Below are 24,359 nucleotides of genomic sequence, written 5' to 3' on the forward strand. Positions count from 1 at the left end.
GCTTCAGCGGTCCGGAAAAGGGCCAAAAGCGGGCTCGTGCCGCGCATGCCATCGCTAATCGCTCAGCTCGGCGGAGAGCCGAGCACCGTGACTTCGGGTGGAACCTATCCCAACATGAGACGTTCTCTCCGCCAATGAGCAGCGCCGTTGCCCCGGCGCAGCGAGCGCCGAGGCCGAGGCGCTGCGCTGGTCGGAGGAAACGCTCATGAGACTCACTCTTTCGGTCATTAAGGCTGACATAGGCTCCGTCGGCGGCCACACAAAGCCGTCTACACGCATGATGGCGGCTGTCGAGGGCGAGGTCGCGAAGGCGATCTGCGATGGCCTCTTGATCGACGCTTTCGTCTGCCACACCGGCGACGACATCGCGATCATCATGACGCACACACGGGGCGAAGGGAGCCCCGAGGTGCATCAACTTGCCTGGAAGGCGTTCCTCGCTGCCACCTCGGTCGCGAAGACCTCCGGGCTTTATGGCGCTGGCCAGGATCTTCTCGTCGACGCGCCTTCCGGAAACGTCCGCGGCGCCGGCCCGGGTGTCGCCGAGCTCAGCTTCGACCACAGCCTCTCAGGCACGAGGCCTGCGGAGTCTTTCATGGTGTTCGCCGCCGACAAATGCGGCCCCGGCGCCTACAACCTGCCGCTCTACCTCGCCTTTGCCGATCCCATGTATTGCGCCGGGCTGATGCTGCCCCCGATGATCAAGGGATTCCGTTTCCATGTCATCGACATGGATAACACGGACGGCGACAGCGTGATCAAACTCGACGCGCCCGCGGACAGCTATCACATCGCCGCGCTGCTCCGCGACAACGAGCGCTTTGGCATTGATCGCATCATTTCCCGGACCCATGGCGAGGTCGCCGTCGCCGTTTCGGCGCAGCGTCTTCACGCGATCGCAGGCAAGTACACCGGCAAGGATGATCCGGTCGCGATCGTCAGGAACCAGGGGATTTTCCCGGCGCCCGAAGAGATCATCTCGCCGTTTGCCAAGGCACACTTCGTGGGCGGCGATGCGCGCGGCTCGCACGTGATGCCGCTTATGCCTGTGCCGCTTAACACGCCGGTGACAGGCATGTACTGCCTGCCGATCGTTTCCTGCACCGGCTTTTCAATCGACAAGGACGGCCGTTTTTCGGAATCCTTTACCGATTTCTTCGACAACCCGGCGTGGGACGAGGTCCGTCGGCGCGCCCAGAGCAAAGCTATTGAGATGCGCAGCCAAGGCTGGTCTGGTGCAGCGATGCTGCCCTATTCCGAGTTGGAGTATGGTGGCTTCCGCGACACCGTGTCCGCGCTGTTGAAGCGCTTCCACTTGCGCGAGGAGCGCAAGCCGGAAGCGGCCGAGTAATACGGCGTCACGATAGATTTGCCTGCAGGCGGGTCACCCCAGTCTGTACCGCCATTCACGAACCATGACCCAACGCGGGTGCTAGAGCATGATCCGGAAAAGTGGATGCCGGGTTTCCCTTGCGACAAACGCGAACGCGTTTGCGCGGAGATCATGCTCAAATCAAAGAGTTAGAGCGTGATGACGATTCGAAGAAACGTCATCACGCTCTAATGCGAAATGCCAATCTTGGGAGGTCGGTATGGCAAGAAAGCGCATTGGCATTCTCACGGGCGGCGGCGACGTCCCCGGCCTCAACGCCGTCATCAAGAGCGTGACATATCGCGGCAGTGAGGACGACATCGAGGTCGTAGGCCTCCGTCGTGGCTGGGAGGCCCTCACACACCTGAACCTCGAGAGCCCTGCCAGCAAGGCCCACTACATCATCCCGCTGAACCGTGCGAATACACGCATTATCGACCGGCGCGGCGGGACCGTGCTGCACTCGAGCCGTACCAATCCGTCCAAGATGAAAAAGCTGCCCGATCATCTCGTCGGGAAGGATTTTCCAGTCTCCACGAGCACCAAAGACGGCATCGCAACCAGAACGTGGGACCTCACCGGCCAGGTGCTGGCGAACCTCTCGGCGCTCGGCATTGAACATCTGATCGCCATCGGCGGCGACGACACGCTTAGTTACGCGGCGAAGCTCAACGAGCTCGGCGTCAGGATCATCGCCATCCCGAAGACGATGGACAACGACGTCCGAAATACCGAGTACTGCATCGGCTTCTCGACCGCGATCACCCGCGCCAGCGACGCCATCCAGCGGCAACGCACCACAGTCGGCTCGCACGAGCGAATCGGCATTTTTCGCGTCTTTGGCCGCGATGCCGGATTTACGGCGCTCTTCAGCGCATACGCAACCTCGATACGGTGCGTCATACCGGAGTACAGGGTCAATCTCGACAAGCTGATCCAGTTGCTCCTCGAGGACAAGCGCACCAACCCGAGCAACTACGCGCTGGTCGTGCTCAGCGAGGGTGCCGCGTGGGAGGGCTACAAGGTGCAGGAATACGGTGAGCCTGATGCCTATGGCCACCGCAAGAAGGCGAGCGTGGCGGAATCGCTTGCAGATGAACTCAAGCGGCGCGTCGGCGAGGAGACGATCACCTCCGACCTCACCTACGATCTGCGATCGGGCGATCCGGATTTCATGGACAAGCTCGTGGCCCTGACCTTCGGCAATATGGCCTACGATGCCATCCTGGAAGGAAAAACCGGCCTCATGTCGGCGCTGGTGGAGGGTCGCTACGAACTTGTCCCTATCCCCGACGCCAAACTCGGGCCGCGCAAGCTGGACGTCGCGAGCACGTACAACACGGAGCGCTACCGTCCCATCTATGCCAACAAGCGCGGGCTGCCGATCTTTCTCAACCTCGCGTCATAGGGTGGCAAGACTACTGCTCGATCAGCGGGGTCGTGGATGAGACGTGATGGCTGACGATCTTCCAGTCGCCGTCCTCGCGAACGATCACCCAAGTGATTTTCACTACCAGGGGCTCGGCGTCCCCATTGACGACAAAGGACGCGGTGCCCGCGAAATTGATCAAACCGGTGGCAGCTTGCGCAGTCCGGACATTGGTGAATTGCACAGTCGGCGAGGACCACCGCGGCAGGCCGGCGAAATAAGCGGCAACGCCATCATTGCCGCAGTATAGATTCGGATTGGAGCCGAAGAAGAATGCGTTCTTCGAATAAAGCGAGGCGAGGGCCTCGGCGTCCAGCCTGCTGAACGCCGCCTCCCATTTGGCCATGATGCCCGCGACGACGTCCTCGGTTGCAGTCTGATCGGATAATGCCATCGACCGACCTCACCCCTTGCCGCCCACTTCCTTGGCAAAGGTATCACGCAGGCCGATGGTGCGGTTGAAGACCGGCTTGCCCGGCGCGGAATCCTTGTCGCGGACGAAATAGCCCTGCCGCTCGAACTGCATCACCTCGCCGGAATTGTCTGCTGCGACCGACGGCTCGATCCGGGCGTCAGGCAGCACTTCCAGCGATTCCGGATTGAGGTCGGCGGCGAAGTTCGCGGCGCTCGGGCTCGGATTGGAGAAGAGCTGATTGTAGATGCGGATTTCCGCGGGCACCGAATCCTTGGCCGAGAGCCAGTGCATGGTGGCCTTGACCTTGCGGCCGTCAGGCGCGTTGCCGCCCTTGGTCGCGGGATCGTAGGTGCAACGCAATTCGACGATCTCACCCGCATCGTTCTTGATGACGCCGGTGCATCTGATGAAATACGCATAGCGCAGCCGCACCTCGTTGCCGGGCGAGAGGCGGAAGAACTTTTTCGGCGGGTTCTCCATGAAGTCGTCGCGCTCGATATAGAGCTCGCGGCCGAACGAAATTTTTCGCGTGCCCGCCGCCGGATCATCGGGATGATTGACGGCTTCCAGCTCCTCGACCTGGCCTTCCGGATAATTCTCGATCACGACCTTAAGCGGCCGCAGCACGGCCATCCGCCGCTGCGCCGTCTTGTTGAGATGCTCGCGGATGCAGAATTCCAGCATGCCAACATCGACCACGCTGTTGGCTTTGGCCACGCCGATGCGCTTGACGAATTCGCGCACCGCGGCCGGTGGCACGCCGCGCCGCTTCAATCCGGCAATGGTCGGCATGCGCGGATCGTCCCAGCCGGACACGTGGCCATCGCGGACGAGCTGCGTCAGCACGCGCTTCGACAGCAGCGTGTAGGTCAGGTTGAGGCGGGCGAATTCGTACTGTCGCGGTTTTGACGGCACCGGCAGCTTGTCGAGCAGCCATTCATAGAGCGGCCGGTGGTCCTCGAATTCCAGCGTGCAGATCGAATGGGTAATGCCTTCGATCGCATCCGACTGGCCGTGCGCGTAGTCGTAGCTCGGGTAGATCGACCATTTGTTGCCGGTGCGCGGATGCTCGGCATGGAGGATGCGATAGAGCACGGGGTCACGCAGGTTGATGTTGCCCGCGGCCATATCGATCTTGGCGCGCAGCACGCGCGTCCCGTTCGGGAATTCACCCGCCTTCATGCGCCGGAAGAGGTCGAGATTCTCCTCGACCGAGCGGTCGCGGAACGGCGAGTTCTTGCCGGGTTCCGTCAGCGTGCCGCGGTTGATGCGAATTTCCTCCTGCGACTGGTCGTCGACATAGGCATAGCCCGCCTTGATCAGGCCTTCCGCCCAGTCGTAGAGCCGGTCGAAATAGTCGGAGGCGTAATAGAGGTCGGTTCCCCAGTCGTAGCCGAGCCAATGCACGTCGGCCTGGATGGAATCGATATATTCCTGCTCTTCCTTGATCGGGTTGGTGTCGTCGAAGCGCAGATGGCACTTGCCGCCAAATTCCTGCGCGATGCCGAAATTGAGGGCAATCGACTTGGCATGGCCGATATGCAGATAGCCGTTCGGCTCCGGCGGGAATCGGGTCACGATCCGGCTGTGCTTTTTGGAAGAGAGATCGGCCTGGACGATGTCGCGGATGAAATCGCGCCCCGCCTCTGCCGTTACCGGTTCTGTGGTCATCCTAAGTTCCTGTTAGGGATTGGCGAACCTTCTGCCAAATTCGCCCCTGTGAGCCAAGCCTACTTTGCGGCGGCTGAGGCTTTAGTTATGCACCGATCCTGCTATACACCACCGCCAATTCCACACGCCTGTCCCGTCCGGTATGACTGATCCCGTCGTCACACGCTTTGCCCCCTCGCCCACCGGCTTCCTCCATATCGGGGGCGCCCGGACCGCGCTGTTCAACTGGCTCTACGCCAAGAAGCGCGGCGGCAAGATGCTGCTGAGGATCGAGGATACCGACCGCGAGCGTTCGACCGAAGCCGCCATATTAGCCATTCTCGACGGGCTGAAATGGCTGGAGCTCGATTGGGACGGCGAGGTCATCTACCAATTTAGCCGCGCCGCAAGGCACCGCGAGGTCGCCGAGCAGTTGCTCGCCAGCGGCAGGGCCTATCGCTGCTACGCCACACCCGAGCAACTGAACGAGATGCGCGAGAAGGCGCGCGCCGCAGGCAAGACGCGCTTTTATGACGGCATGTGGCGGGACCGCGACCCCTCCGAGACGCCTGCCGGCATGAAGCCGACCATCCGCCTCAAGGCGCCGCTCACCGGCGAGACCGTGATCGAGGACCAGATTCAGGGCCGCGTGGTCTGGCAGAACGAGAACCTTGACGATCTCGTGCTGCTGCGCGGCGACGGCACCCCGACCTACATGCTGGCAGTCGTGGTCGACGATCACGACATGGGCGTCACCCACGTCATCCGCGGCGACGATCACCTGATCAACGCGGCGCGGCAGAAGCAGATCTATGACGCGCTCGGCTGGGACATTCCGAGCATGTCCCACATCCCGCTGATCCATGGACCTGACGGTTCGAAGTTGTCGAAGCGGCACGGCGCGCTCGGCGTCGATGCCTACCGCGCGATGGGATACCTGCCGGCGGCGCTGCGCAATTATCTGGTCCGGCTCGGTTGGAGCCATGGCGACCAGGAAATCTTCTCCACGCAGGAAATGATCGACGCGTTCGATCTTCCGGCCATCGGCCGTTCAGCGGCACGGTTCGATTTCGCCAAACTGGAAAACCTCAACGGCCACTACATCCGCCAGGCTGACGACCGCGAGCTGCTCAAGCAGTTCGAGAGCGTGCTCGACTACGTGCCTGAAGGCGTCGACCTCAAGGCGAAGCTCAACGACACCACACGCGCGCAATTGTTGCGGGCGATGCCGAGCCTGAAGGAGCGCGCCAAGACGTTGATCGAGCTGATCTCGGGCGCCTATTTCATCTTTGCCGACCGGCCGCTCCAGATCGAGGCCAAGGCCGCAGCCCTGCTGACGCCGGAGACCCGGGCCTTGATCGGCAGGCTCCGGGCCGCGCTGGAGGCGGTCACCGACTGGCGCGCCGAAACCACGGAAGCCGCCATGCGGAATTTCGCCGAGCAAAATAACCTCAAGCTCGGCGCCGTCGCCCAGCCGCTTCGCGTGGCACTGACCGGACGGACGACTTCACCGGGGATTTTCGACGTTTTGGATGTGCTGGGGCGGGAGGAATGCCTCGCCCGCCTCGCCGATCAGGCGGCCGGGTAACGCCCCTACCTTGTGCTGTTTCCGGCCATCTTGCGGTGCACAGGGCAATAAGCTAACCCATTCGGCGCCGCTTCTAGACAACGCGGGCTCCCTTGCTGCTGCCTCGCTCATGGCACCACGGGCGACGCGGTTTTTCGTAACGATTTCATCGGGGATTCACGATGGACGCAAAATCCAACAAGACTGCAACACTGACGGTAGGTAACAAGACCTACGATTTCCCGATCCTAAGCGGCACGGTGGGGCCGGATGTCATCGACATTGCCAAGCTCTACGCCCAGGCAGGGATGTTCACCTATGACCCCGGCTTTACCTCCACCGGCAGCTGCCAGTCGAAGATCACCTATATTGACGGCGACGCCGGCGTGCTGGAATACCGCGGCTACCCGATCGAGCAACTCGCCGAGCAGGGCGACTTCCTGGAAACCTGCTACCTGCTGCTGTACGGGGAACTGCCGACCAAGGCGCAGAAGCAGGACTTTGACTATCGCGTGATCCATCACACGATGGTGCACGAGCAGATGGCCCGCTTCTTCCAGGGCTTCCGCCGCGACGCCCATCCGATGGCGATCATGGTTGCCGCCGTCGGCGCGCTGGCCGCGTTCTATCACGATAGCACCGACATCAACGATCCGCGGCAGCGCATGATCGCTTCCATGCGGATGATCGCGAAGGTCCCGACGCTGGCCGCGATGGCCTACAAATACACCGTCGGTCAGCCATTCATGTATCCGAAGAACTCGCTCTCCTTTGCCGAGAACTTCCTGCACATGTGCTTCGCGGTGCCCTGCGAGGAATACAAGATCAACCCGGTGCTGGCTGACGCGCTCGACAAGATCTTCATCCTGCACGCCGATCACGAGCAGAACGCCTCGACCTCGACGGTGCGTATCGCAGGCTCCTCCGGCGCCAACCCGTTCGCCTGCATCGCCGCCGGCATCGCCTGCCTCTGGGGCCCCGCGCATGGCGGCGCCAACGAGGCGGCACTCGCGATGCTCTCGGAGATCGGCACGGTCGACAAGATTCCGGAATTCATCGCGAAGGTGAAGGACAAGAACTCGGAAGTCCGCCTGATGGGCTTCGGTCATCGCGTCTACAAGAACTACGATCCGCGCGCCAAGATCATGCAGAAGATGTGTCATGCCGTGCTGGCCGAAACCGGCCATGGCGACGATCCGATGCTGAAGGTCGCGATGGAGCTGGAAAAGATCGCGCTCAATGATCAGTACTTCATCGACCGCAAGCTCTATCCAAATGTCGACTTCTATTCGGGCATCACGCTGAAGGCGATGGGCTTCCCGACCTCGATGTTCACGGTGCTGTTCGCGGTTGCCCGCACCGTCGGCTGGATCAGCCAGTGGAGCGAGATGATCGAGGATCCGCACCAGAAGATCGGCCGTCCGCGCCAGCTCTACACCGGCGTCGCCCGCCGCGACTATGTGCCGATGGACAAGCGGAACTAAGCGACGTCGTGCATGCGATTGACGGAAAGCCGGATGCGGTCGCCGTGTCCGGCTTTTGCGTTTATAGGCGCGTCCGTCCTATTCAATGATATCGAACCTCATCCAGGGCCGCCGCCAGCGGCCCGCGCGAATGTGCGCTCCCCGACGATAGGCTCCGCAGCGTCCCGCTGGAATTGCGGCTTGTCGCTACGTATGCAATCGCCTTAGGGGCACACCTGGTATTGAGAATTACGGTTCTTTAGGCCCGCTATCCAGCCACCTTCGAGCCTGCAGCCCTTTCCAAGGGGCCGACACCCTTGCGAGTCGCAGAATATCTTTTCTGCAGTCTGGGTCTTGGGCAGCGCGGCGCCCACCTTGGCGCCTTGGGCTGGTTCTAGTTTCTGCTTCGTCTGATCGGGTCTGCCAACAGCCCTTTTTGCCTGGACCTTCTTGCACGAGCCGAGATCGTTGAGCTCATAACCCGCGGGGCAGATGATCTTGCGGCAGCCGCTGCCTTCGGCGCGATAGCCAAAATCGCAGGTAAGAGGACAAATCCGACCGGTCTTGCTCTTCACCGCTTTGAGCGCGTCGGCGCTCGCGCCCCTCGTGTCAAACGCCGTGCCCGCGTGGATGTTGAAGAGTTGGAGCGAGCGCTCTGAGGCCGCGCTCCACGTACCGTCCACAGAACCAGTGTTGCATCCGACACGACGAAGCTCTTCCTGGAGAGCAACCGTCAATTCAAGCGGGATGTGTTGCTGAGCCGGGGGCGAGAGGGCTGCAAGCTGATGCCCCACCTTCGCCTCTGCATGTTTCTCGGCCAGCGCCCCCGTCTGCTCCAAAGCAGCGACCGGATTTCCTTTCTCGCCCTTCTTCTCTTGTTCGGGCCGCGCAGCTTCCGCAGCCGCAACCTTCTCCTGTGCAATGCGCTTGGCTTCCTCCGCCGCAATGCGAGCTTCCTCTGCCGCCTTCGCTGCAGCAACGGCCTTGGCCAGTTCGGCCTGTCTCGCCCCCTGCTCAGCGAGGCGCGCCTTTTCCTGATCAGCGAGGCGCGCCTTCTCTGCCGCTGCCGCACGTGCGTCTTCAGCGGCAATCTTGTTTATCTGTCCCTTGGCAAGGTTGGCGTAGAAGCCTTCAGGATGGTGCGAAAGAAAGGCCTCCCATCCATCTCGCGTAGCGAGCTGCAACGCCAATTCGTAGTCGCGCCGAACTGTCGCTTGCGGATCCTGCTGAGGAGCAACCTCAGGGGCAATCGCTGGGACCAAAGGAACATCGTCGCCCCCGAGCGAACCGTAGACGTAAGGCTCCTGTTTGTTGCCGGTATTCTTCAACACGTCATCTCGGACATAGCCGAGGGCCCGGCGAATATCGAGGCCGGGCCTGGGCAGATATTCCACGAGTGCAGTGGCGAACGGGCTGTGCCTGGAGTCCCCGTCCGACGCAGTCGAACCCGCTTTCGCCGCGAACGCGATCAGCGTGTTCGGAGTTGTTGGTTCGACTTTGGCGAGTCCGCGCCAGATGCCACGCGAGGCGAGCGAGCGCCTCATTCTGTTCACAAAGGGATTGTCCCGACAGGCATCCAGGATGATGAGCCGAAGCCGCCTGGCGGGTTCTACCGCAAATAACACGCGCTCGAGCGAGATGGTTTCGTCCAGCACATCGCCATCAGTTTGAAGAGCGGCGTCGACAGGCACCAGGAAGTTGTTGCCGTCGAGCTCGATGCCGTGGCCTGAGTAGTAGACAACGGCAATATCTGCGTCACGCGTCCTGGCAGCAAATTCCCGCAGCGTTCTGCGAAGCTCTGTCGCGGCAAGGTCGAATTTCAACTCGACCAAGTCGAAGTGCGCTGACTTGAACATAGCGGCGAGTGCGGCCGCGTCACTCGTCGGGTTGGCGAGACGCGGAACTTTCTGATAGGCAGAATTGCCGATGACCAGCGCAATCCGCGTTTCAGCCAACGCCGGATTACAGCCGAGACAGCCGAAACAAATCAACAAAATCAGAAGCCGAACTGTGCGCATGGACAGTCCTCGGACAATCGATGCGAAGCACAGTATCGCAATATAGACGACCGTAAAGGCGCGCCTCTGTGAGGCTCGTCACTCCCCGCCGCCACGTGATGCGCTGACACGAGGCTGCGGCCCAGTGTAGGCGCGGAGCCGTTGACACATCCTCACGTGAGGGTTTGCTAACCCCGCCGCGCCTTGTGCATCGTCGCCAGCACGATATCGGCGGCGCGGACGCTCGGCGGCTGGTTGCCGGTCGACATGATCGTGTCCAGCGTGGCGAAGGCCTCGAGCTGCTGCCGGCGCATTGCGGAATCCGACAGCACTTCGGCAAGTGCCTGCGATAGTTTTTCAGGCGTGCAGTTCTCCTGAAGGAATTCGGGAATGACGTCCTTGCCGATTGCTAGATTAGCGAGGATCACCGAGGAGACGCGGATCGCGCGCCGCAGGATGAACGCTTCCATAGCGCCGACGCGGTAGGCCGTCACCATCGGCACCCCTGCCAGTGCCAGCTCCAGCGTTACCGTGCCGGATTTGGCCAGCGCCGCATGCGCAATCCGGAAAGCCGCCCGCTTGTCCTGCTCGCCGATCACGACCTGAGGCTGGACCGGCCAACTTTTCACGGCATCGACGACCGTCTCCTGCAGATGCGGCATCGTCGGCAGCATCAGCTCGAACGCCACGCCCTGCTCCTGCAGCCGCGCCACCGCCTGACCGAATACCGCCATGTGGTGCCGGATTTCGCTGCGCCGGCTTCCCGGCAGCACCAATAGTACCGGCGGCGACTCCGCCCGTCGCCGCGCCTCATCGGCGTTCGGGCGCAGCGAGGCCAGCTGCTCGGTGAGTGGATGGCCGACATATGTGCAGGGCGGCCCGTGCAGCCTGCGATACGCCTCGGGCTCGAACGGCAACAGCGCCAGCACGTGATCGACATATTTCAGCATCGCGCGCGCCCGGCCCGGCCGCCACGCCCAGACCGAGGGCGATACGTAGTTGACGATCGGAATGCTGGGATTCTTGGCGCGCACGCGCTTTGCAACGCGGTGGGTAAAGTCGGGGCTATCGATGATCACGAGAACATCCGGCGCCGCTTCGGTCACCGCGATCGCCGTCTCCTTGATCAGCCCGAGGATCTTCGGCAATTCCTTGACGACCGCGGCAAGGCCGATGATCGAGAGTTCTTCGATCGGAAACAGCGTGTCGAGGCCCTCACGCGCCATCGCACGGCCGCCTACGCCTTCGAACTGCACCGCATCGCCAAGGCGCTGGCGCAGCACTTTCATCAGGTTGGCGCCGAGACGATCGCCGGACTCTTCCGTTGCGATCAGAAATATCCTCCGCTCCATCCCGGCGGTTGCGCGAGACGGCGTCACGCGGGCAGGCCCTGCACGAACAGGCCGGCGCTGTCGGCGGCTGTGATCATGGCCTGCGCGTCGGCTGCAATCGTATGGCCGGCGATCACGGCAATACCGGCGAGACCGGCTTTGGCCGCGCCCTCGACCGTCCTGGCGCCCACTGTCGGCAGGTCATAACGTAAATCCTGTCCGCTCTTCGGCGCCTTCACCAGCACGCCGCGGCCCGCCTTGGCTCTGATACGCCCGGCCTCGCGCAGCCACGCCACGCGCGCCAGAAGCCCATCCGTACCCTCGATATCCTCGACCGCCACCACGTGCCCGTCGATCACGACCACGGCCTGGCCGATGTCGAACGGTCCTAGCGCGCCGAGCACTTCCCGCCCCTTGGCGATGTCGGCAAGGGCGGCGGAATCGGGCACGGCGCGGGCAATGTTGCCCTCCGGCATCAGGATATCGGGCGCGACATCCCTGATTCCCACCATCCGAAAACCGTGCTGTTCAAGGATGCGGCCGATCCCCGACAAGAGATGATCGTCACCGCCGCGAAACGCCGCCCAGACGCGGCCGAGCACGCGGATCGTTGCCCAGTCGAGCCTGATCTCCGACAATGCCGGGCGCAAGAGCGTGCCGATGAAGATGAGGTCGCGGCAGCCTTCGCTGCGAAAGAGTTTTGTCGCGCGGCCGAGTTGTCCGACCGATATCCAGTGATGGCGGAAGCGGCCGACGCGCTCCGGATCGCAGGCGCCGCGCAGCGCGAACAGCACCGGCGCGATTCCCCGCGTTTGAAGCGAATCCGCCACCGCGAATGGCATCGTGCCGCCGCCGGCGATGACGCCGACGGGGGAGGAAATCTCAGAAGCCGCTGAGGTCATGACTGCGGCAATCCCGTCATCACTGCCGGTTGCCGTCGCCGGCGGGAAGGCATAGCGGGCGGTGCTTGCCTTGCGCGATGAAGGCGAGGATTTCGGCAATCGCCGGATCCTCGCCGGCCAGCGGCTGCACCGCGTTAAGCCGCTCGGCAAAGATGCCAGGCCCGTGAAACAGCTTCTGGTAGAATGAGCGCACCTTGGCGAGCCGCTCCTTGGTGAACTTGCGGCGCTTCATGCCGATGATGTTGAGCCCTTCGAGGCTGGCATACTGGCCGTTGACGAGACCGAACGGAATGATGTCGCCGCGCACGCCGCAGACACCGCCAACCATCACTTGCGGTCCGATCCGGGTGAGCTGGTGTACCGCAGAGAGCCCGCCGATATAGACGAAATCACCGATCTCGCAGTGACCGCCGAGCGTCGCCGACGTCGCAAAGATTACATTGTTGCCCACCATGCAGTCATGACCGACATGGCTATTGTTCATGAAGTAGCCGCCGTCACCGACACGCGTTAGCCCGCCACCTTTGACGGTGCCGACGCTCATAGTCACACCCTCGCGAATAGTGCAGCCAGAACCGATTTCGAGCCGCGTTGGCTCGTCGCGATAGCTTAGGTCTTGCGGTGCCCCGCCGAGCGCAGCGAAAGGCGAAATCGTGCAATCAGCGCCAATGGAGGTATGACCCATCACGTGAACATGCGAGATCAGCTTGCAGTTTGCGCCGATCACGACGTTGGGCCCGATGATGCAATAGGGTCCGATCGTGGTCCCCTCGCCGATCACAGCGCCATCCTCAACCCGCGCGGTTGGATCGATCGTACCCATCACTTAAGCCAGCCCATCCGTTGCACGCGAATATGTCGCGTTTTCCGGTGGTTAGCGCGGCATACCAGGGCTGTCTAGTGACGTATGGTTACGGCGTGTTTCGGGTGGCGTCCGGTTCGAGTATCCACCAGACGCTCGGATCGGTCGGCAGAGGCAAGCCGGCGGCCTCAGGTCATGCTGCCGGGCAGGAAGCATCGGATTGTTATTCCAAGCGTGCCCTTGATCGGCCAGACCATCGTTCGGCCGACACGATTCGGCTCAGTGATGACGGCGTCGTCGGGGACATCGATCCATTGCCCCTCGAGCCGCACACGGTAGTGACCGTCCTTTGATTCCCAATCGACGTCGGCGACGGCTGAGCCGTCGGCGTCGGAGCAGCATGGCCCCTTGCCGCTTTTCAGACTATCGAACCAGGATTTGAGCGGAGAATTGGCGTAACGCCCGTCGTCGCGTGCCATTGCGCTCCCGACGAAAACAACGGCTGAACCTATCAGCACCAGGACGGTTCTGGGATGTTTCATGCGGCAATCTCAACGGTGACCTGCCACCAGAGATTACAAGTCCGTCGAAGCTTCTAAGTTCCAACGCGCATGCGCGATCACACGGCATCACCGCTCTGAGCTGATAGAGCAGCTAAGCAGTTCGCTCTGTCGAAGATCCGACATTATTGCGTATACCAGCTTCCTGCGCGGTGCGCCTTGCGACCTGCGCCGGTGTCAACGCACACAAACAACGCCGCGCACAACTGCCCGTCACGCCAGTCTAGCTGCCGGCCTGCGCGATCCATTCACTGGGCTGCACGCGCGCGATCAGGACGGCCGGGCCTGAGGCGCTGGTCTTGTAGACGAGCGCCTCGCCTTCGCGGATATCGGCAAACTCCTTGCCGAAAGCGTCAGCAACGTTGGTCTTGTGCGTCACTGCCAGATTGTTGACGCCGGCTTTCGGAGGCGCATTGACGAGGTCGCGCACCGCGCGTCCGGCCTTGGCGTTCTTGCCATCGGGATTGGCCATCGCCGACGAACTGCCCGCGCCGCTGTCGGTCAATGCGTCCACCGGAGACACGTCCTTGCCGCCGATCAGCTTACCGGTCTCGACCGCGCGGTTCAGCCGGCTCGTGTAGACTTCGCCGATCGGCACGCCCAGTTTGGCGAGCGCCGTCCCAAGATCGCGCGCTATGGCGCGGCCTTTGTCGCTCAGCTGCCGCTGCGCGCTCATATCGTCGAATTTGAAGGGGTAGACGTCCTTCTGACTGTCGTCGGTAGCGCCGTGGCGAAACACGATGACGTAACCGCCGCCCTTCAAGGAAGATACGAGACCATTCAGATCGGCCGCGAAAGCTTGCGGCGGCATCAAAAGAAAAGCGACCAAACACGAAATAACGGAAACAAGCCTGTTCACGGACGCCCCCGTTGAAAAAGCGTGGACCCAGACCAGAATCTTTAGATGGAAAATTTCGTCAGTCGACCTCGGCGTGGGCTCCACTGCCAGTGATTGAGCAAAGATATCAGGAATCCGTCAGATGTTTGACGGATAGATCCAATCAAATTCAGTCGGTCAGCATCGCGCCGACATCGGCTTCGGCGACGATCGCTCCATTCACCTTGGCGTCGCCGTGAAACCACCACATCGCTTTGCGGCGGCCGATCGAGCGCATGTGATACTCGACGGTGTCGCCGGGCATCACGGGCTTTCGGAATTTGCACTTGTCGATGGTGAGGAAATAGACCGCGCGCGGCTTCTCGGTGCCTTCGACCGATTTGATGCCGATGACGCCAGCGGTTTGCGCCATGGCCTCGATCATCATCACGCCAGGATAGACCGGCCGCTCGGGGAAGTGTCCGAGGAAACACGGCTCGTTGAAGGTGACGTTCTTGATGCCAATGCCGCTGTAATCGGTCCGAATGTTGATCACCCGGTCGATCAGAAGCATCGGGTAGCGATGCGGCAGCGTCTTCAGGATGTCGTCGATGCTCACGACATCGAACCTGACCGGTGCTTCCACCATCACTCCTTCCCCTCGCCCTTTGGTTGCGCTGCGCCATCGCGCGCCAGGCGTTCAAGCGCCAGCGTCTCCCGGAACCATTGCCTAGTCGGCCGGGCTAAATGACCTCCCCAGCGTTCGTTGGCAGGAATGTCGTCCTTCACCGCACTCATGGCTGCGATCTGCGCCCCATCGCCGATCCTGATGTGGTTGTTAAGGCCCGCTTTGGCGCCGATCGCCACGTTGTCACCGATCGTCAGGCTGCCCGCGAGCCCGATCTGGGCCGCGAGCAGGCAGTGCCTGCCGATGGTCACATTGTGGCCGATCTGGACCTGATTGTCGATTTTGGTGCCCTCGCCGATCACCGTATCCCGCAGGCTTCCGCGGTCGATGGTGGTGCCGGCGCCGATCTCGACATCGTTCTGGATCAGCACGCGGCCGGTCTGGGGTACCTTGAGGTGACCCTCAGGGCCGAAAAAGAGGAAGCCGTAGCCGTCCTGGCCAATGCTGCAGCCGGGATGGATCAGGACATTGTTGCCGATCAGAGCGAACTGGATTGCGGTGCGCGCGCCGACATTGCAGTCGCGGCCGATCTTGACGTCGGCGCCGACAACCGCGCCGGCACCGATCACGGTTCCGCCGCCGATCTCGACGCGTGGGCCGATCACGGCGAGCGGATCGACGACGACGCCATCTTCCAGATGGGCGGACGGATCGATGATTGCGGACGGCGCGATACCGTCAGCATCGAACCAGGATTGTGGACGCAGCGCATCGGCATGCCATTCGCGCGCCAACTTGACGAAGGCGCGGAACGGCTGGGTTGCGCGCAGTACCGCCACATGGGCGGGCACCTGCGATTCAAAGCGCGGACTGACCAAACAGGCGCCGGCCTTGGTCGCCTTGAGCTGGTCGGCGTATTTGAGGTTGTCGAAGAATGTCAGATGCATGGGACCGGCTTCATCGAGCGAAGCGAGCCCCCTGATCACGTGGCCGCCCCGCGCGGGATCGACCAATACTCCTCCCGTCAGCGCGGCCAGTTCGGCCAGCGTCGCAGAAGGAGGTTGCTTGAAGAATATCGGCTGCGCCATTCCATCCGCCGCAGGCCGGCCCTCACATTAGAGTGTCGGCCCCGACGAAATGGAGCCGACCTCTCCTTTGATTCTGTTGTTCTCTTGTTACGCGGACCGTAGGTCCAATCGTTTCAAGATACCTCAGAATGATGTGCCGCCGCCAAACTTGAATTCCTGCACGCGGTCAAACTGACCCTTCGTAAGCGGAACCGCATAGTCGAAGCGCAGCGGACCGAACGGCGAAGCCCAGATGATACCGACACCGACCGAGGTACGGACCACGTTGCCGTCGTCAAACTGCAATCCCAAGCAGGTTCCCGGATTGGCTGCAGTGGTTGCCGTCGCCTGCGTCGGCCTGGTGCAACCGGGCACGTTGACCTCGCCCGTTGCCGCCCACGACGTCGGACCCTTGTAGTCCCAAAGTCCGCCGGCGTCGGCATAGACCGAGCCCTTGAGCCCGACTTCCTTCGGCAGGAACCAGAACGGCATCTGCAATTCGAACGAAGCGCCCCAGTACTTGGTGCCGCCGAGCGCGTCACGCGTGCCGAACGGGTTGATGTCGCGCGGACCGATGCCGTTCGGGGCAAAACCGCGAACCAGGTTCGGACCCATCTGGAAGTGATCGAGCATGCGCAGATCGCTGCCGCCGAACTGGTTGAGAATACCACCCTGGAGGTGGATCAAACCGACGATGTCAGCGACCAGCGGGGTGTAGTACTTCGCGTCGATCGCCGACTTGATGTACTTCACGTCGCCGCCAACACCGGCGAAGTCCTGCTTCCAGTCGATCAGCAAGCCGTCGGTCGGGTTCTTGTTGTTATCCAGCGTGTTGTAGTTTAGCGAATAGCCGAGCGCCGAGGTCAGCGCCTTGCCGCTCTCGAGTTCTCTGCGAACCGGCAGCGAAGCTTCGCCGTCGAAGTAGCACCACAGGCCCTGGCCGGAGACGTCAGTGGCCGTTTGGCCTCCCTCCGTGATCGATCCGCCAGCGCCAACGCCCCTCAGATTCGCAAATGCGGGCGACGGGTTGAACGCGAGCAAGGAGTTCGCCGGGTTGTTGTTACAGTTCGCAAGCTGGTTCGGCAGCGAGATTTCCTGCTGATAGATCGAATAGCGCAGCTGCAGCGCGAGATCTTCCCGCAGCGTGAAACCGAGCCGCGGGCTGAAGCCCAGCGTCTTGGTGCCGTAGGCGATGTAGCTGTTGGCGAGTTGCTCGCGATAGAACAGGTCGAGGCCGAGCGCGACGCGGTAGTCGAACAGATAAGGGTCGACGAACGACAGCGAACCGCCGCGTGCATACTGGCCGTAGGTCACGGCTGCCTTCGCATAGAGGCCGCGGCCAAGGAAGTTGCGCTCGGAGATGCTGACTTCGGCCAGTGCACCGTCGGAGGTCGAGTAGCCGCCCGACACCGAGAAGTCGCCGGTCGACTTCTCTTCGAGGTCGACGATCAGGATGACGCGATCGGTCGACGAACCGGGCTCGGTCAGGATCTTCACGCTCTTGAAGAAGTCGAGGTTCTTCAGCCGGCGCTCGGCACGATCGACCAGCGCGCGGTTATATGCGTCGCCTTCGGACAGGTCGAACTCGCGGCGGATCACGTAGTCACGGGTACGGGTGTTGCCACGAACGTTGATGCGCTCGATATAGGTGCGCGGGCCTTCGTCGACCGCGAACACAATCGAAACGGTGTGCTGCTCGAAATTGCGATCGCCGCGCGGACGCACCACGGCGAAGGCGTAGCCGCGCCGCGAAGCCTCGATCTGCATTTCTTCGACTGATTTCTCGAGCGCCTCCGCGTTGTAGACCGAGCCGACGCTGACGCGCGAGAAGCTGCGCAGCGAGGCGGCATCGAGCGTCGGAATCGAGGTCTGGAAGTCGACGGAGGCAACGCGATATTGCTGCCCCTCCTCGATCTTGAAGGTGACGAGGAAGCCCTTCTTTTCAGGGTCATATTCAGTCAGCGCGGCGACCACCTGAACGTCGGCGTAACCGTTCTTGAGATAGAAACGGCGAATCAGGTCGCGGTCGGCCTCGACACGATCCGGATCGTAGACGTCGGCGCCGCCGAGGAAGCTCAGAAGGTTGGATTCGCGCGTCTTGATAACGTCCTTCAGGCGGTAGGACGAATAGGCAACGTTACCGACGAATTCGATCGACTTGACGCCGGTCTTGGTGCCCTCGGTGATGGTGAAGATCAGGTCGACGCGATTGTTCGGCTGCTCGATGATCTCGGGGGTGACGCGCACGTCATAGCGGCCCGAGCGCCGGTAGATTTCGGCGATGCGCTGAGCGTCCGACTGGACCATCGGGCGCGAGAACGTGCCGCGCGGCTTGGACTGGATTTCAGCGGAAAGCTGCTCGTCCTTGACCTTCTTATTGCCCTCGAAGGCGATGCGGCCGATCACGGGGTTTTCGACCACGGTCACGACCAGCCGGCCGCCGACCTGGTTGATTCGCACGTCCTGGAACAGGCCGGTTTCGATCAGCGCCTTCAGACCGTCGTCGATTTGCGCCTGCCCGAGGCGGCCGCCGGGACCGGGCTTGAAATACGAGCGGATGGTTTCGACTTCGACACGTCGGTTCCCCTCAACGGTGATCGACGCCACAGTCTGGGCCGCCGCCGGCGCAGACACGAGCGCCCCCCCAACTGGCGCGGCAACCATGATCAGAGCGGCCAGCAAGCCCCCCCGCACTCGCATTCCCAACATCATGCGCAACGCGCCCTCGTCATTCAGATGCCGGTCCGTTCCCCAACGAACCGGCAGATTCCCAAAGTTGCATTGCTTGTAGCCAATTTCGACAAGGCGGCAAACCAGACATCGCGCGGCGATTCCAATTTCATTCCAAGGCGTTGCCAATGGGCAACGTCATAAAAAAGCCGCGCCTACGATCTCCCGAACAGCCCCTTCAGCCACGGTACCTGATGGAAATCGTTATAGAATGCGAACACCATCAGCATCAGCACCAGAACTAATCCCACGCGGAATCCGTATTCCTGCGACTTTTCCGACAGCGGACGGCCCCGGAGCACCTCGGCTGTGTAGAACATAAGGTGTCCGCCATCGAGCAAGGGAACCGGGAACAGGTTCAACAGTCCAATCGAAATGGACAGCACCGCGGCCAGGTGGAGCAGCGGAATCAGCCCGAGGGTCGCGACCTGTCCCGAAATCTGCGCGATCCGAATCGGCCCACCGATCTGGTCCGCGCTGGCCCGGCCGGTAAAAATGTTCCCGATGTAGGCGAGCGTCTGCTCGATAACGAACCAGGTTTCCTTGATTCCAAGCCAAAGCGCGCTCGCCGGATCGACCTTCTCCGTGGTCACTTCGCCCGGCGAGGTGGCGCGGGTAATGCCGAGAATGCCGAGCCGCTGCGTGTTGCCGAAGGGATCCTTCACCTCCCGCAGTTCCGGCGTGCCCTTCAACTGCAGCGTGGAGTCGCCGCGCTTGACGGTGAAGGTCATGGTTTCGCCGGCGCGGACGCTGACGAAGCGCTGCATGTCGGAGAAGCTGCCGATTTTCTTGCCGTCGATGGCGGTGACGATGTCGCCGACCTGGAAGCCCGCCCGCTCGGCGGCGCTGCTGGCTTCAATCTTGTCGACGCGCGCGGTGGTGCTCGGCTTGCCGAAGAAGGTGAAGAGACAGGTGAAAATGACGATCGCCAGAATGAAATTCGCGATCGGACCGGCGGCGACGATGGCGGCGCGCGCGCCGACCTTCTTGTGATGGAAGCTGCCCGCCCGCTCCTCCTCGGTCATGCGGGCGAGCGTCTCGGCCGAGGTCGGCGTAGAGGCTTCCGATTCGTCGCCGAAGAACTTCACATAGCCACCAAGCGGGATCGCGGAGATCTTCCAGCGCGTGCCGTGGCGGTCGTTGAAGCCGGCAAGTTCCGGTCCGAAGCCGAGCGAGAACGTAAGCACCTTCACGCCCGCCCAGCGGGCGACCAGAAAGTGGCCGAGTTCATGGAAGAATACGACGATGGTCAGAACGAACAGAAAAGGGATGATGTAGCCAACGAGCCCATGGCCCAAGGTATTGAAACTATGGAGAAAAAATTCTGACATCAGGTTCCCCTCGACAAGAGCCAAAGGCTCCGTCCCCAACCCTCTAGGATGCCTTTAAGGCAATTTGAGGCAATAGGGAGGCGGCTCTGTTTCGCGCGTTATGGTCAATGGAGATCGCGTCGTCGGCCGAGCTCAAAGGCGCAAGGTTGCCGGCGCGAATCCAGTCGTTCATGGTGGCTTCGACGAGGCGGGCGATCGATCCGAATCTGATCTTTCCGGCGATAAATGCCGCCACCGCCACCTCATTGGCGGCATTAAAAACCGTGGTCGCACCACGTCCAGTACGTAGCGCTTCGTAGGCCAGTCGCAAGCCCGGGAATCGTTCAAAATCCGGTGCTTCGAAGGTCAATTGTCCGATTTTGGCGAGATCCAGCCGGGCCGACGGGCCGACGATTCGATCCGGCCATCCAAGGCAGTGCGCAATCGGGATGCGCATGTCGGGGGCGCCAAGCTGTGCAACCACAGAGCGATCTGAGAATTCAACCATGCCGTGAATAATCGACTGCGGATGCACGAGAACGTCGATCTCATCGGCCGAAAGCGCGAACAGATAGGAGGCTTCGATGACTTCGAGGCCCTTGTTCATCATCGACGCCGAATCGATAGTGATCTTCTGGCCCATGCTCCAGTTCGGATGCTTCAATGCCTGCTCGAGCGTCGCCTGCTCGATGTCGGCGGGCGCCCAGGTGCGAAACGGTCCACCCGAGGCAGTGATGATCACGCGCACCAATTCCTCGCGGTTGCCGGAAGAGAGCGCCTGAAACAACGCGTTGTGCTCGGAATCCGCCGGCAGGATGCAGGCGCCGGCCTTTGCCGCGCGCTGCATGAAGAAATCGCCTGCACAGACGAGGCATTCCTTGTTGGCGAGCGCAACCGCCGCGCCACGGTCGACCGCGGCCAAAGCGGGCTTGAGCCCGGCCGCACCGCTCACCGCCGCCATCACCCAATCGGCCGGACGCGCGGCCGCCTCGATGATCGCGCTTTCGCCGGCGCCGCATTCGATACCCGTGCCTGCGAGCGCTGCCTTGAGTTCGCCAAGGCGCGCCGGATCGGCAATTGCAGCGAATCGTGCGCCGAATTCCTTCGCGAGCTTGGCCAGCGCATCGACATTGGAATTCGCCGTCAACGCCTCGACCTGATAGCGGCCGGGCGCGCCGCGCAGCAAATCCATCGTGCTGTCGCCGATCGAGCCGGTGGCGCCCAGCACCGAGACCGTGCGCGCGGCGGCCGCCACGGCCTTGTTGTTACGCAATGGAACTGCGCTCATCGTATCACCAAACCATAACACCGCGGCCGACGCCATCGGCGCCGCCCCGCAGGAAGCCCAAAAGTGCCGCCACGACGACGGCTGCGACAAATCCATCCAGGCGATCCATTAGTCCGCCGTGGCCGGGAATAATGTGACTTGAGTCCTTTACGCCAAAACGCCGCTTCACGGCGGACTCGAGGAGATCACCGAGCTGAGAAACCACTGAGAGCACCGCCGAAAGCAGCAATAGCGGCCCTGCTCTGCCCAGATCAAACGCGGCAAATCCGCCGGCTACAGCAAGGCTCGCGGCGAATCCGCCAATGGCGCCCGCCCAGGTCTTCTTCGGGCTGACGCGCGGCCACAGTTTCGGTCCGCCAATGCCGCGGCCCGCGAAATAGCCGCCGCTGTCGGTCACCCACACGATCAGCAGCACGAACATCAGCGCGGCGAACCCATTTTCGGGATCGAAACGCACTAGCACGGAGGCAATCTCGGCAGCGGCCGCGTAAAGAAATCCAGCTGCCGCCCAATTGCGCCGTTCCGGCGCCATCGCGGTGACGGCAATGAGACCGACCGCAAGCACGATCAACGCGGCATCGAGGCGGTGGAATGCAAAGCAAAGCCCGGCAAGTGCAAGCGCAGCGACGCCCGGCACCATCACGCGCATCACGCCGGCGAGGCCCACGATTGCGAGCCATTCGGCGAACAAGCCGATGGCCGCGAGCGTCACCAGCGCGGTCCAGAGCCAGCCGCCTGCATAGGCGATCGCGACCGCCAGCGGTATCAGCACGACGGCCGCAGCGATACGCATCGCAAGATTACGCTTATCCGATCCGCTAGCTGCCGCCGACGCGGCTTCGCGCTCAGTCACGATCCGGTTTTCGCGGCCAGACCGCCGAAACGGCGCTCCCGTCTGGCATATTCGGCAATCGCACTTTCCAGCGCGGCCTTGTCGAAATCGGGCCAGTGAATCGGCACGAATACGAGCTCGCTATAGGCCGCCTGCCACATCAGGAAGTTCGACAGCCGCTGTTCGCCGCTGGTGCGGATGATCAGGTCGGGATCGGGAATATCGGGCGCATCGAGATAGCGGCCGAGCGTATCGGCGTCGATCGAGGACGGATCACGCTTGCCCTCCGCGACTTCGCGCGCGAGCCGCTGCGCGGCGCCGGCGATTTCCTGGCGCGATCCGTAGTTGAACGCGACCACCAGATTGAGCTTGCTATTGCCGCGCGTCAGCTCCTCCGCCTCGTTCAACAGCGTGCAGATATCGGCTTCCAACCCTTCCCGCTCGCCGATCACACGCACACGCACACCATCGCGATGCAGCGTTGCCAGATCGTTGCGGATGAAGCGGCGGAGCAGTCCGAAGAGATCGCCGATTTCGGTGGCCGGCCGCGACCAGTTCTCCGAGCTGAACGAAAAGATCGTCAAATAGAGCACGCCGAGTTCATGGGCGGCGCGAACCACCCGGCGCAGCGCCTCGACGCCACGGCGGTGGCCTTCGGCACGCGGCAAGCCGCGCGCTGCCGCCCAGCGCCCGTTTCCGTCCATGATGATCGCCACATGCAACGGGACGGAGCGATCCGGTCCTTTCGTGGCAGGGGCGGCGGCGTTTGGCATCATCAAAATTCCAGAGCCAGTCTCAACCGTTGAAGGTTGCCATTAAACGGTGAGGATTTCCTTTTCCTTTTGCGCAAGCAACTGATCGATTTCCGCGATCGTTCCATCGGTTGCCTTCTGCACCTCGTTGGCGAGCCGTTCCTGATCGTCTTCGGAAATCTCGTGATTCTTCTCGAGCTTCTTGACGATATCGAGCCCGTCGCGGCGGACATGGCGGACGGCGACCTTGGCCTGTTCGGCATATTTATGCGCGACCTTCACCAGTTCCTTGCGGCGCTCCGCATTGAGCTCCGGAATGCGCAGGCGCAGCACTTGGCCCTCGGTCGCAGGCGAAAGACCGAGATTGGAATCGACGATCGCCTTCTCCACGGCCTTGACCATCGACTTGTCCCATACCTGGACGGAAAGTAGGCGCGGCTCGGGAACGCTGACGGTCGCAAGCTGGTTGAGCGGCATGTGCGAGCCATAGGCCTCGACCTGCACCGGCTCCAGCATCGATGCCGAAGCGCGGCCGGTCCGCAGACCGCCCAGCTCGTGCTTGAGCGCACTGGTGGCGCCTTGCATGCGGCGCTTCAATTCGTTGATGTCAAAACCGGGCGTGGGCATAACACTCTCCCCTCCTAATAAACCAGCCGCCGGCGTCTTAATGCCTGCGGTCTAAAACTGCGCCGGCGTATCAGCCGGCGACGACCGTGCCGCGACCAGTCCCGCGCAGGATCGCGCCGATCGAACCCGGCTCGGCGATCGAGAATACGATGATAGGCAGTGCCGTCTCGCGGGCAAGCGCGAATGCGGTCGCATCCATCACCTTGTAGTCGCCGGCGATCGCCTGCGAATGCGTCAGGCGCTCGAAACGCTTGGCCGACGGGTCCTTTTTGGGGTCGGCGCTGTAGACGCCGTCGACATTGGTGGCCTTGAGCACGGCCCCTGCCCCGATTTCGGCCGCCCGCAACACCGCCGTAGTATCGGTGGTGAAGAACGGATTGCCGGTTCCGCCGCCGAGCAGCACGATTCGACCCTCGGCGAGGTGTTTGTGCGCTGCACTGCGGGTGAACAACTCGGAAATCTCGGGCATGACGAAAGCCGATAGCGTCCGCGCCGGGGTCCCCTTGCGCTCGATGGCGGCTTCCAGCGCCAGGCAGTTCATCATGGTCGCAAGCATGCCCATGGTGTCGCCGGTCGGGCGAGATACGCCGCGCGAAGACACTTCCACGCCGCGCACGATATTGCCGCCGCCGATCACCACGGCCACCTCGACGCCGAGCTTCTGGGCCGCGATCAGGTCGTCGGCGAGACGGTCGATGGTGGGCTGGTCGATGCCGAAAGACTGGCTGCCTGCGAGATACTCGCCCGAGAGCTTGATCACGACGCGACGATAGACCGGGTCAGCCATTGCTTTTCGCTTCCTTGTCCCGCGCAGGCGTCT

The 24,359-nt window shown here is 62.2% G+C and carries 21 protein-coding genes; 4 read left to right on the plus strand and 17 right to left on the minus strand.

Going from position 1 to position 24,359, the window contains the following annotated elements:
• The first annotated feature begins 205 nt into the window (after positions 1-205).
• Entirely contained in the window at positions 206-1,351 is a 1,146-nt protein-coding gene (locus tag J6524_RS04045; RefSeq protein ID WP_225669056.1) for a fructose-1,6-bisphosphatase, read from the plus strand.
• A 241-nt stretch (positions 1,352-1,592) separates the two neighbouring features.
• Complete coding sequence (locus J6524_RS04050; RefSeq protein ID WP_225669057.1) at positions 1,593-2,780, plus strand: 6-phosphofructokinase; 1,188 nt, start codon at positions 1,593-1,595, stop codon at positions 2,778-2,780.
• Positions 2,781-2,790: 10 nt separating this feature from the next.
• On the opposite strand, the gene J6524_RS04055 is transcribed toward J6524_RS04050, so the two are convergent.
• Positions 2,791-3,195 (minus strand): YybH family protein, encoded by a 405-nt coding sequence (locus J6524_RS04055; protein WP_225669058.1) that lies wholly within the window; start codon positions 3,193-3,195, stop codon positions 2,791-2,793.
• 9 nt (positions 3,196-3,204) lie between these two features.
• The gene (locus J6524_RS04060) at positions 3,205-4,887 is read right to left on the minus strand and encodes a glutamine--tRNA ligase/YqeY domain fusion protein (RefSeq protein WP_225669059.1); all 1,683 of its coding nucleotides are present in this window, start codon (positions 4,885-4,887) and stop codon (positions 3,205-3,207) included.
• A 142-nt stretch (positions 4,888-5,029) separates the two neighbouring features.
• Here J6524_RS04060 and gltX point away from each other — a divergent pair, with 142 nt between their 5' ends.
• Entirely contained in the window at positions 5,030-6,454 is a 1,425-nt protein-coding gene (gene gltX / locus J6524_RS04065; RefSeq protein ID WP_225669060.1) for a glutamate--tRNA ligase, read from the plus strand.
• 161 nt (positions 6,455-6,615) lie between these two features.
• Positions 6,616-7,917, plus strand: coding sequence for a citrate synthase (gene gltA / locus J6524_RS04070; protein WP_225669061.1), 1,302 nt, complete (start codon positions 6,616-6,618; stop codon positions 7,915-7,917).
• Positions 7,918-8,120: 203 nt separating this feature from the next.
• Here the strand turns inward: gltA and J6524_RS04075 are convergent, their stop codons facing one another.
• The 15 genes from J6524_RS04075 to pyrH all read right to left on the minus strand — a co-directional run bounded on the left by J6524_RS04075 (position 8,121) and on the right by pyrH (position 24,326).
• Positions 8,121-9,914 (minus strand): caspase family protein, encoded by a 1,794-nt coding sequence (locus J6524_RS04075; protein ID WP_225669062.1) that lies wholly within the window; start codon positions 9,912-9,914, stop codon positions 8,121-8,123.
• Between the two features lie 167 nt (positions 9,915-10,081).
• On the minus strand, positions 10,082-11,245 hold the full coding sequence (gene lpxB, locus J6524_RS04080; RefSeq protein WP_225669063.1) for a lipid-A-disaccharide synthase: 1,164 nt from the start codon (positions 11,243-11,245) through the stop codon (positions 10,082-10,084).
• 23 nt (positions 11,246-11,268) lie between these two features.
• Positions 11,269-12,126 carry an LpxI family protein gene (locus J6524_RS04085; RefSeq protein WP_225669064.1) on the minus strand — a complete coding sequence of 286 codons (858 nt, stop codon included), beginning with the start codon at positions 12,124-12,126 and terminating at the stop codon, positions 11,269-11,271.
• Between the two features lie 19 nt (positions 12,127-12,145).
• Positions 12,146-12,949: an acyl-ACP--UDP-N-acetylglucosamine O-acyltransferase gene (gene lpxA, locus J6524_RS04090; protein WP_225669065.1), complete on the minus strand. Its 804-nt coding sequence runs from the start codon at positions 12,947-12,949 to the stop codon at positions 12,146-12,148.
• Positions 12,950-13,116: 167 nt separating this feature from the next.
• On the minus strand, positions 13,117-13,470 hold the full coding sequence (locus J6524_RS04095; RefSeq protein ID WP_225669066.1) for a hypothetical protein: 354 nt from the start codon (positions 13,468-13,470) through the stop codon (positions 13,117-13,119).
• A gap of 241 nt (positions 13,471-13,711) precedes the next feature.
• Positions 13,712-14,299, minus strand: a complete 588-nt coding sequence (locus J6524_RS04100; protein ID WP_225669067.1) for a histidine phosphatase family protein — start codon at positions 14,297-14,299, stop codon at positions 13,712-13,714.
• A 196-nt stretch (positions 14,300-14,495) separates the two neighbouring features.
• Positions 14,496-14,954 (minus strand): 3-hydroxyacyl-ACP dehydratase FabZ, encoded by a 459-nt coding sequence (gene fabZ, locus J6524_RS04105; protein WP_225669068.1) that lies wholly within the window; start codon positions 14,952-14,954, stop codon positions 14,496-14,498.
• Positions 14,954-16,021 carry a UDP-3-O-(3-hydroxymyristoyl)glucosamine N-acyltransferase gene (lpxD, locus tag J6524_RS04110; RefSeq protein WP_225669069.1) on the minus strand — a complete coding sequence of 356 codons (1,068 nt, stop codon included), beginning with the start codon at positions 16,019-16,021 and terminating at the stop codon, positions 14,954-14,956. The genes fabZ and lpxD overlap by 1 nt, the downstream gene beginning before the upstream one ends.
• A gap of 123 nt (positions 16,022-16,144) precedes the next feature.
• Complete coding sequence (gene bamA / locus J6524_RS04115; protein WP_225669070.1) at positions 16,145-18,712, minus strand: outer membrane protein assembly factor BamA; 2,568 nt, start codon at positions 18,710-18,712, stop codon at positions 16,145-16,147.
• Positions 18,713-18,885: 173 nt separating this feature from the next.
• Complete coding sequence (gene rseP / locus J6524_RS04120; protein ID WP_225669071.1) at positions 18,886-20,061, minus strand: RIP metalloprotease RseP; 1,176 nt, start codon at positions 20,059-20,061, stop codon at positions 18,886-18,888.
• 43 nt (positions 20,062-20,104) lie between these two features.
• Positions 20,105-21,328 carry a 1-deoxy-D-xylulose-5-phosphate reductoisomerase gene (gene dxr, locus J6524_RS04125; RefSeq protein ID WP_225669072.1) on the minus strand — a complete coding sequence of 408 codons (1,224 nt, stop codon included), beginning with the start codon at positions 21,326-21,328 and terminating at the stop codon, positions 20,105-20,107.
• A 4-nt stretch (positions 21,329-21,332) separates the two neighbouring features.
• Positions 21,333-22,181 (minus strand): phosphatidate cytidylyltransferase, encoded by an 849-nt coding sequence (locus tag J6524_RS04130; RefSeq protein ID WP_376711971.1) that lies wholly within the window; start codon positions 22,179-22,181, stop codon positions 21,333-21,335.
• A complete protein-coding gene (locus tag J6524_RS04135) occupies positions 22,178-22,933 on the minus strand; it encodes an isoprenyl transferase (RefSeq protein ID WP_225669327.1) in 756 nt (251 codons plus the stop codon). The genes J6524_RS04130 and J6524_RS04135 overlap by 4 nt, the downstream gene beginning before the upstream one ends.
• Before the next feature lie 42 nt (positions 22,934-22,975).
• Positions 22,976-23,539, minus strand: coding sequence for a ribosome recycling factor (frr, locus tag J6524_RS04140; protein WP_225669073.1), 564 nt, complete (start codon positions 23,537-23,539; stop codon positions 22,976-22,978).
• Between the two features lie 70 nt (positions 23,540-23,609).
• Positions 23,610-24,326 (minus strand): UMP kinase, encoded by a 717-nt coding sequence (gene pyrH / locus J6524_RS04145; RefSeq protein ID WP_225669074.1) that lies wholly within the window; start codon positions 24,324-24,326, stop codon positions 23,610-23,612.
• Between the last annotated feature and the right edge of the window lie 33 nt (positions 24,327-24,359).

Origin of the sequence: Bradyrhizobium hereditatis (assembly GCF_020329435.1) — a bacterium.
In the GTDB taxonomy this organism is placed as follows: Bacteria; Pseudomonadota; Alphaproteobacteria; order Rhizobiales; family Xanthobacteraceae; genus Bradyrhizobium; species Bradyrhizobium hereditatis.

Excerpts from the sequence above, each read along its gene's own strand:
- J6524_RS04085 (WP_225669064.1), bottom strand. The coding sequence starts at position 12,126 with ATGACCTCAGCGGCTTCTGAGATTTCCTCCCCCGTCGGCGTCATCGCC.
- rseP (WP_225669071.1), bottom strand. The coding sequence starts at position 20,061 with ATGTCAGAATTTTTTCTCCATAGTTTCAATACCTTGGGCCATGGGCTC.
- J6524_RS04055 (WP_225669058.1), bottom strand. The coding sequence starts at position 3,195 with ATGGCATTATCCGATCAGACTGCAACCGAGGACGTCGTCGCGGGCATC.
- J6524_RS04050 (WP_225669057.1), top strand. The coding sequence starts at position 1,593 with ATGGCAAGAAAGCGCATTGGCATTCTCACGGGCGGCGGCGACGTCCCC.
- fabZ (WP_225669068.1), bottom strand. The coding sequence starts at position 14,954 with ATGGTGGAAGCACCGGTCAGGTTCGATGTCGTGAGCATCGACGACATC.
- J6524_RS04045 (WP_225669056.1), top strand. The coding sequence starts at position 206 with ATGAGACTCACTCTTTCGGTCATTAAGGCTGACATAGGCTCCGTCGGC.
- pyrH (WP_225669074.1), bottom strand. The coding sequence starts at position 24,326 with ATGGCTGACCCGGTCTATCGTCGCGTCGTGATCAAGCTCTCGGGCGAG.
- J6524_RS04100 (WP_225669067.1), bottom strand. The coding sequence starts at position 14,299 with ATGCCGCCGCAAGCTTTCGCGGCCGATCTGAATGGTCTCGTATCTTCC.
- frr (WP_225669073.1), bottom strand. The coding sequence starts at position 23,539 with ATGCCCACGCCCGGTTTTGACATCAACGAATTGAAGCGCCGCATGCAA.
- lpxD (WP_225669069.1), bottom strand. The coding sequence starts at position 16,021 with ATGGCGCAGCCGATATTCTTCAAGCAACCTCCTTCTGCGACGCTGGCC.
- gltA (WP_225669061.1), top strand. The coding sequence starts at position 6,616 with ATGGACGCAAAATCCAACAAGACTGCAACACTGACGGTAGGTAACAAG.
- J6524_RS04135 (WP_225669327.1), bottom strand. The coding sequence starts at position 22,933 with ATGCCAAACGCCGCCGCCCCTGCCACGAAAGGACCGGATCGCTCCGTC.
- J6524_RS04075 (WP_225669062.1), bottom strand. The coding sequence starts at position 9,914 with ATGCGCACAGTTCGGCTTCTGATTTTGTTGATTTGTTTCGGCTGTCTC.
- dxr (WP_225669072.1), bottom strand. The coding sequence starts at position 21,328 with ATGAGCGCAGTTCCATTGCGTAACAACAAGGCCGTGGCGGCCGCCGCG.
- lpxA (WP_225669065.1), bottom strand. The coding sequence starts at position 12,949 with ATGGGTACGATCGATCCAACCGCGCGGGTTGAGGATGGCGCTGTGATC.
- bamA (WP_225669070.1), bottom strand. The coding sequence starts at position 18,712 with ATGATGTTGGGAATGCGAGTGCGGGGGGGCTTGCTGGCCGCTCTGATC.
- lpxB (WP_225669063.1), bottom strand. The coding sequence starts at position 11,245 with ATGGAGCGGAGGATATTTCTGATCGCAACGGAAGAGTCCGGCGATCGT.
- gltX (WP_225669060.1), top strand. The coding sequence starts at position 5,030 with ATGACTGATCCCGTCGTCACACGCTTTGCCCCCTCGCCCACCGGCTTC.
- J6524_RS04060 (WP_225669059.1), bottom strand. The coding sequence starts at position 4,887 with ATGACCACAGAACCGGTAACGGCAGAGGCGGGGCGCGATTTCATCCGC.
- J6524_RS04095 (WP_225669066.1), bottom strand. The coding sequence starts at position 13,470 with ATGAAACATCCCAGAACCGTCCTGGTGCTGATAGGTTCAGCCGTTGTT.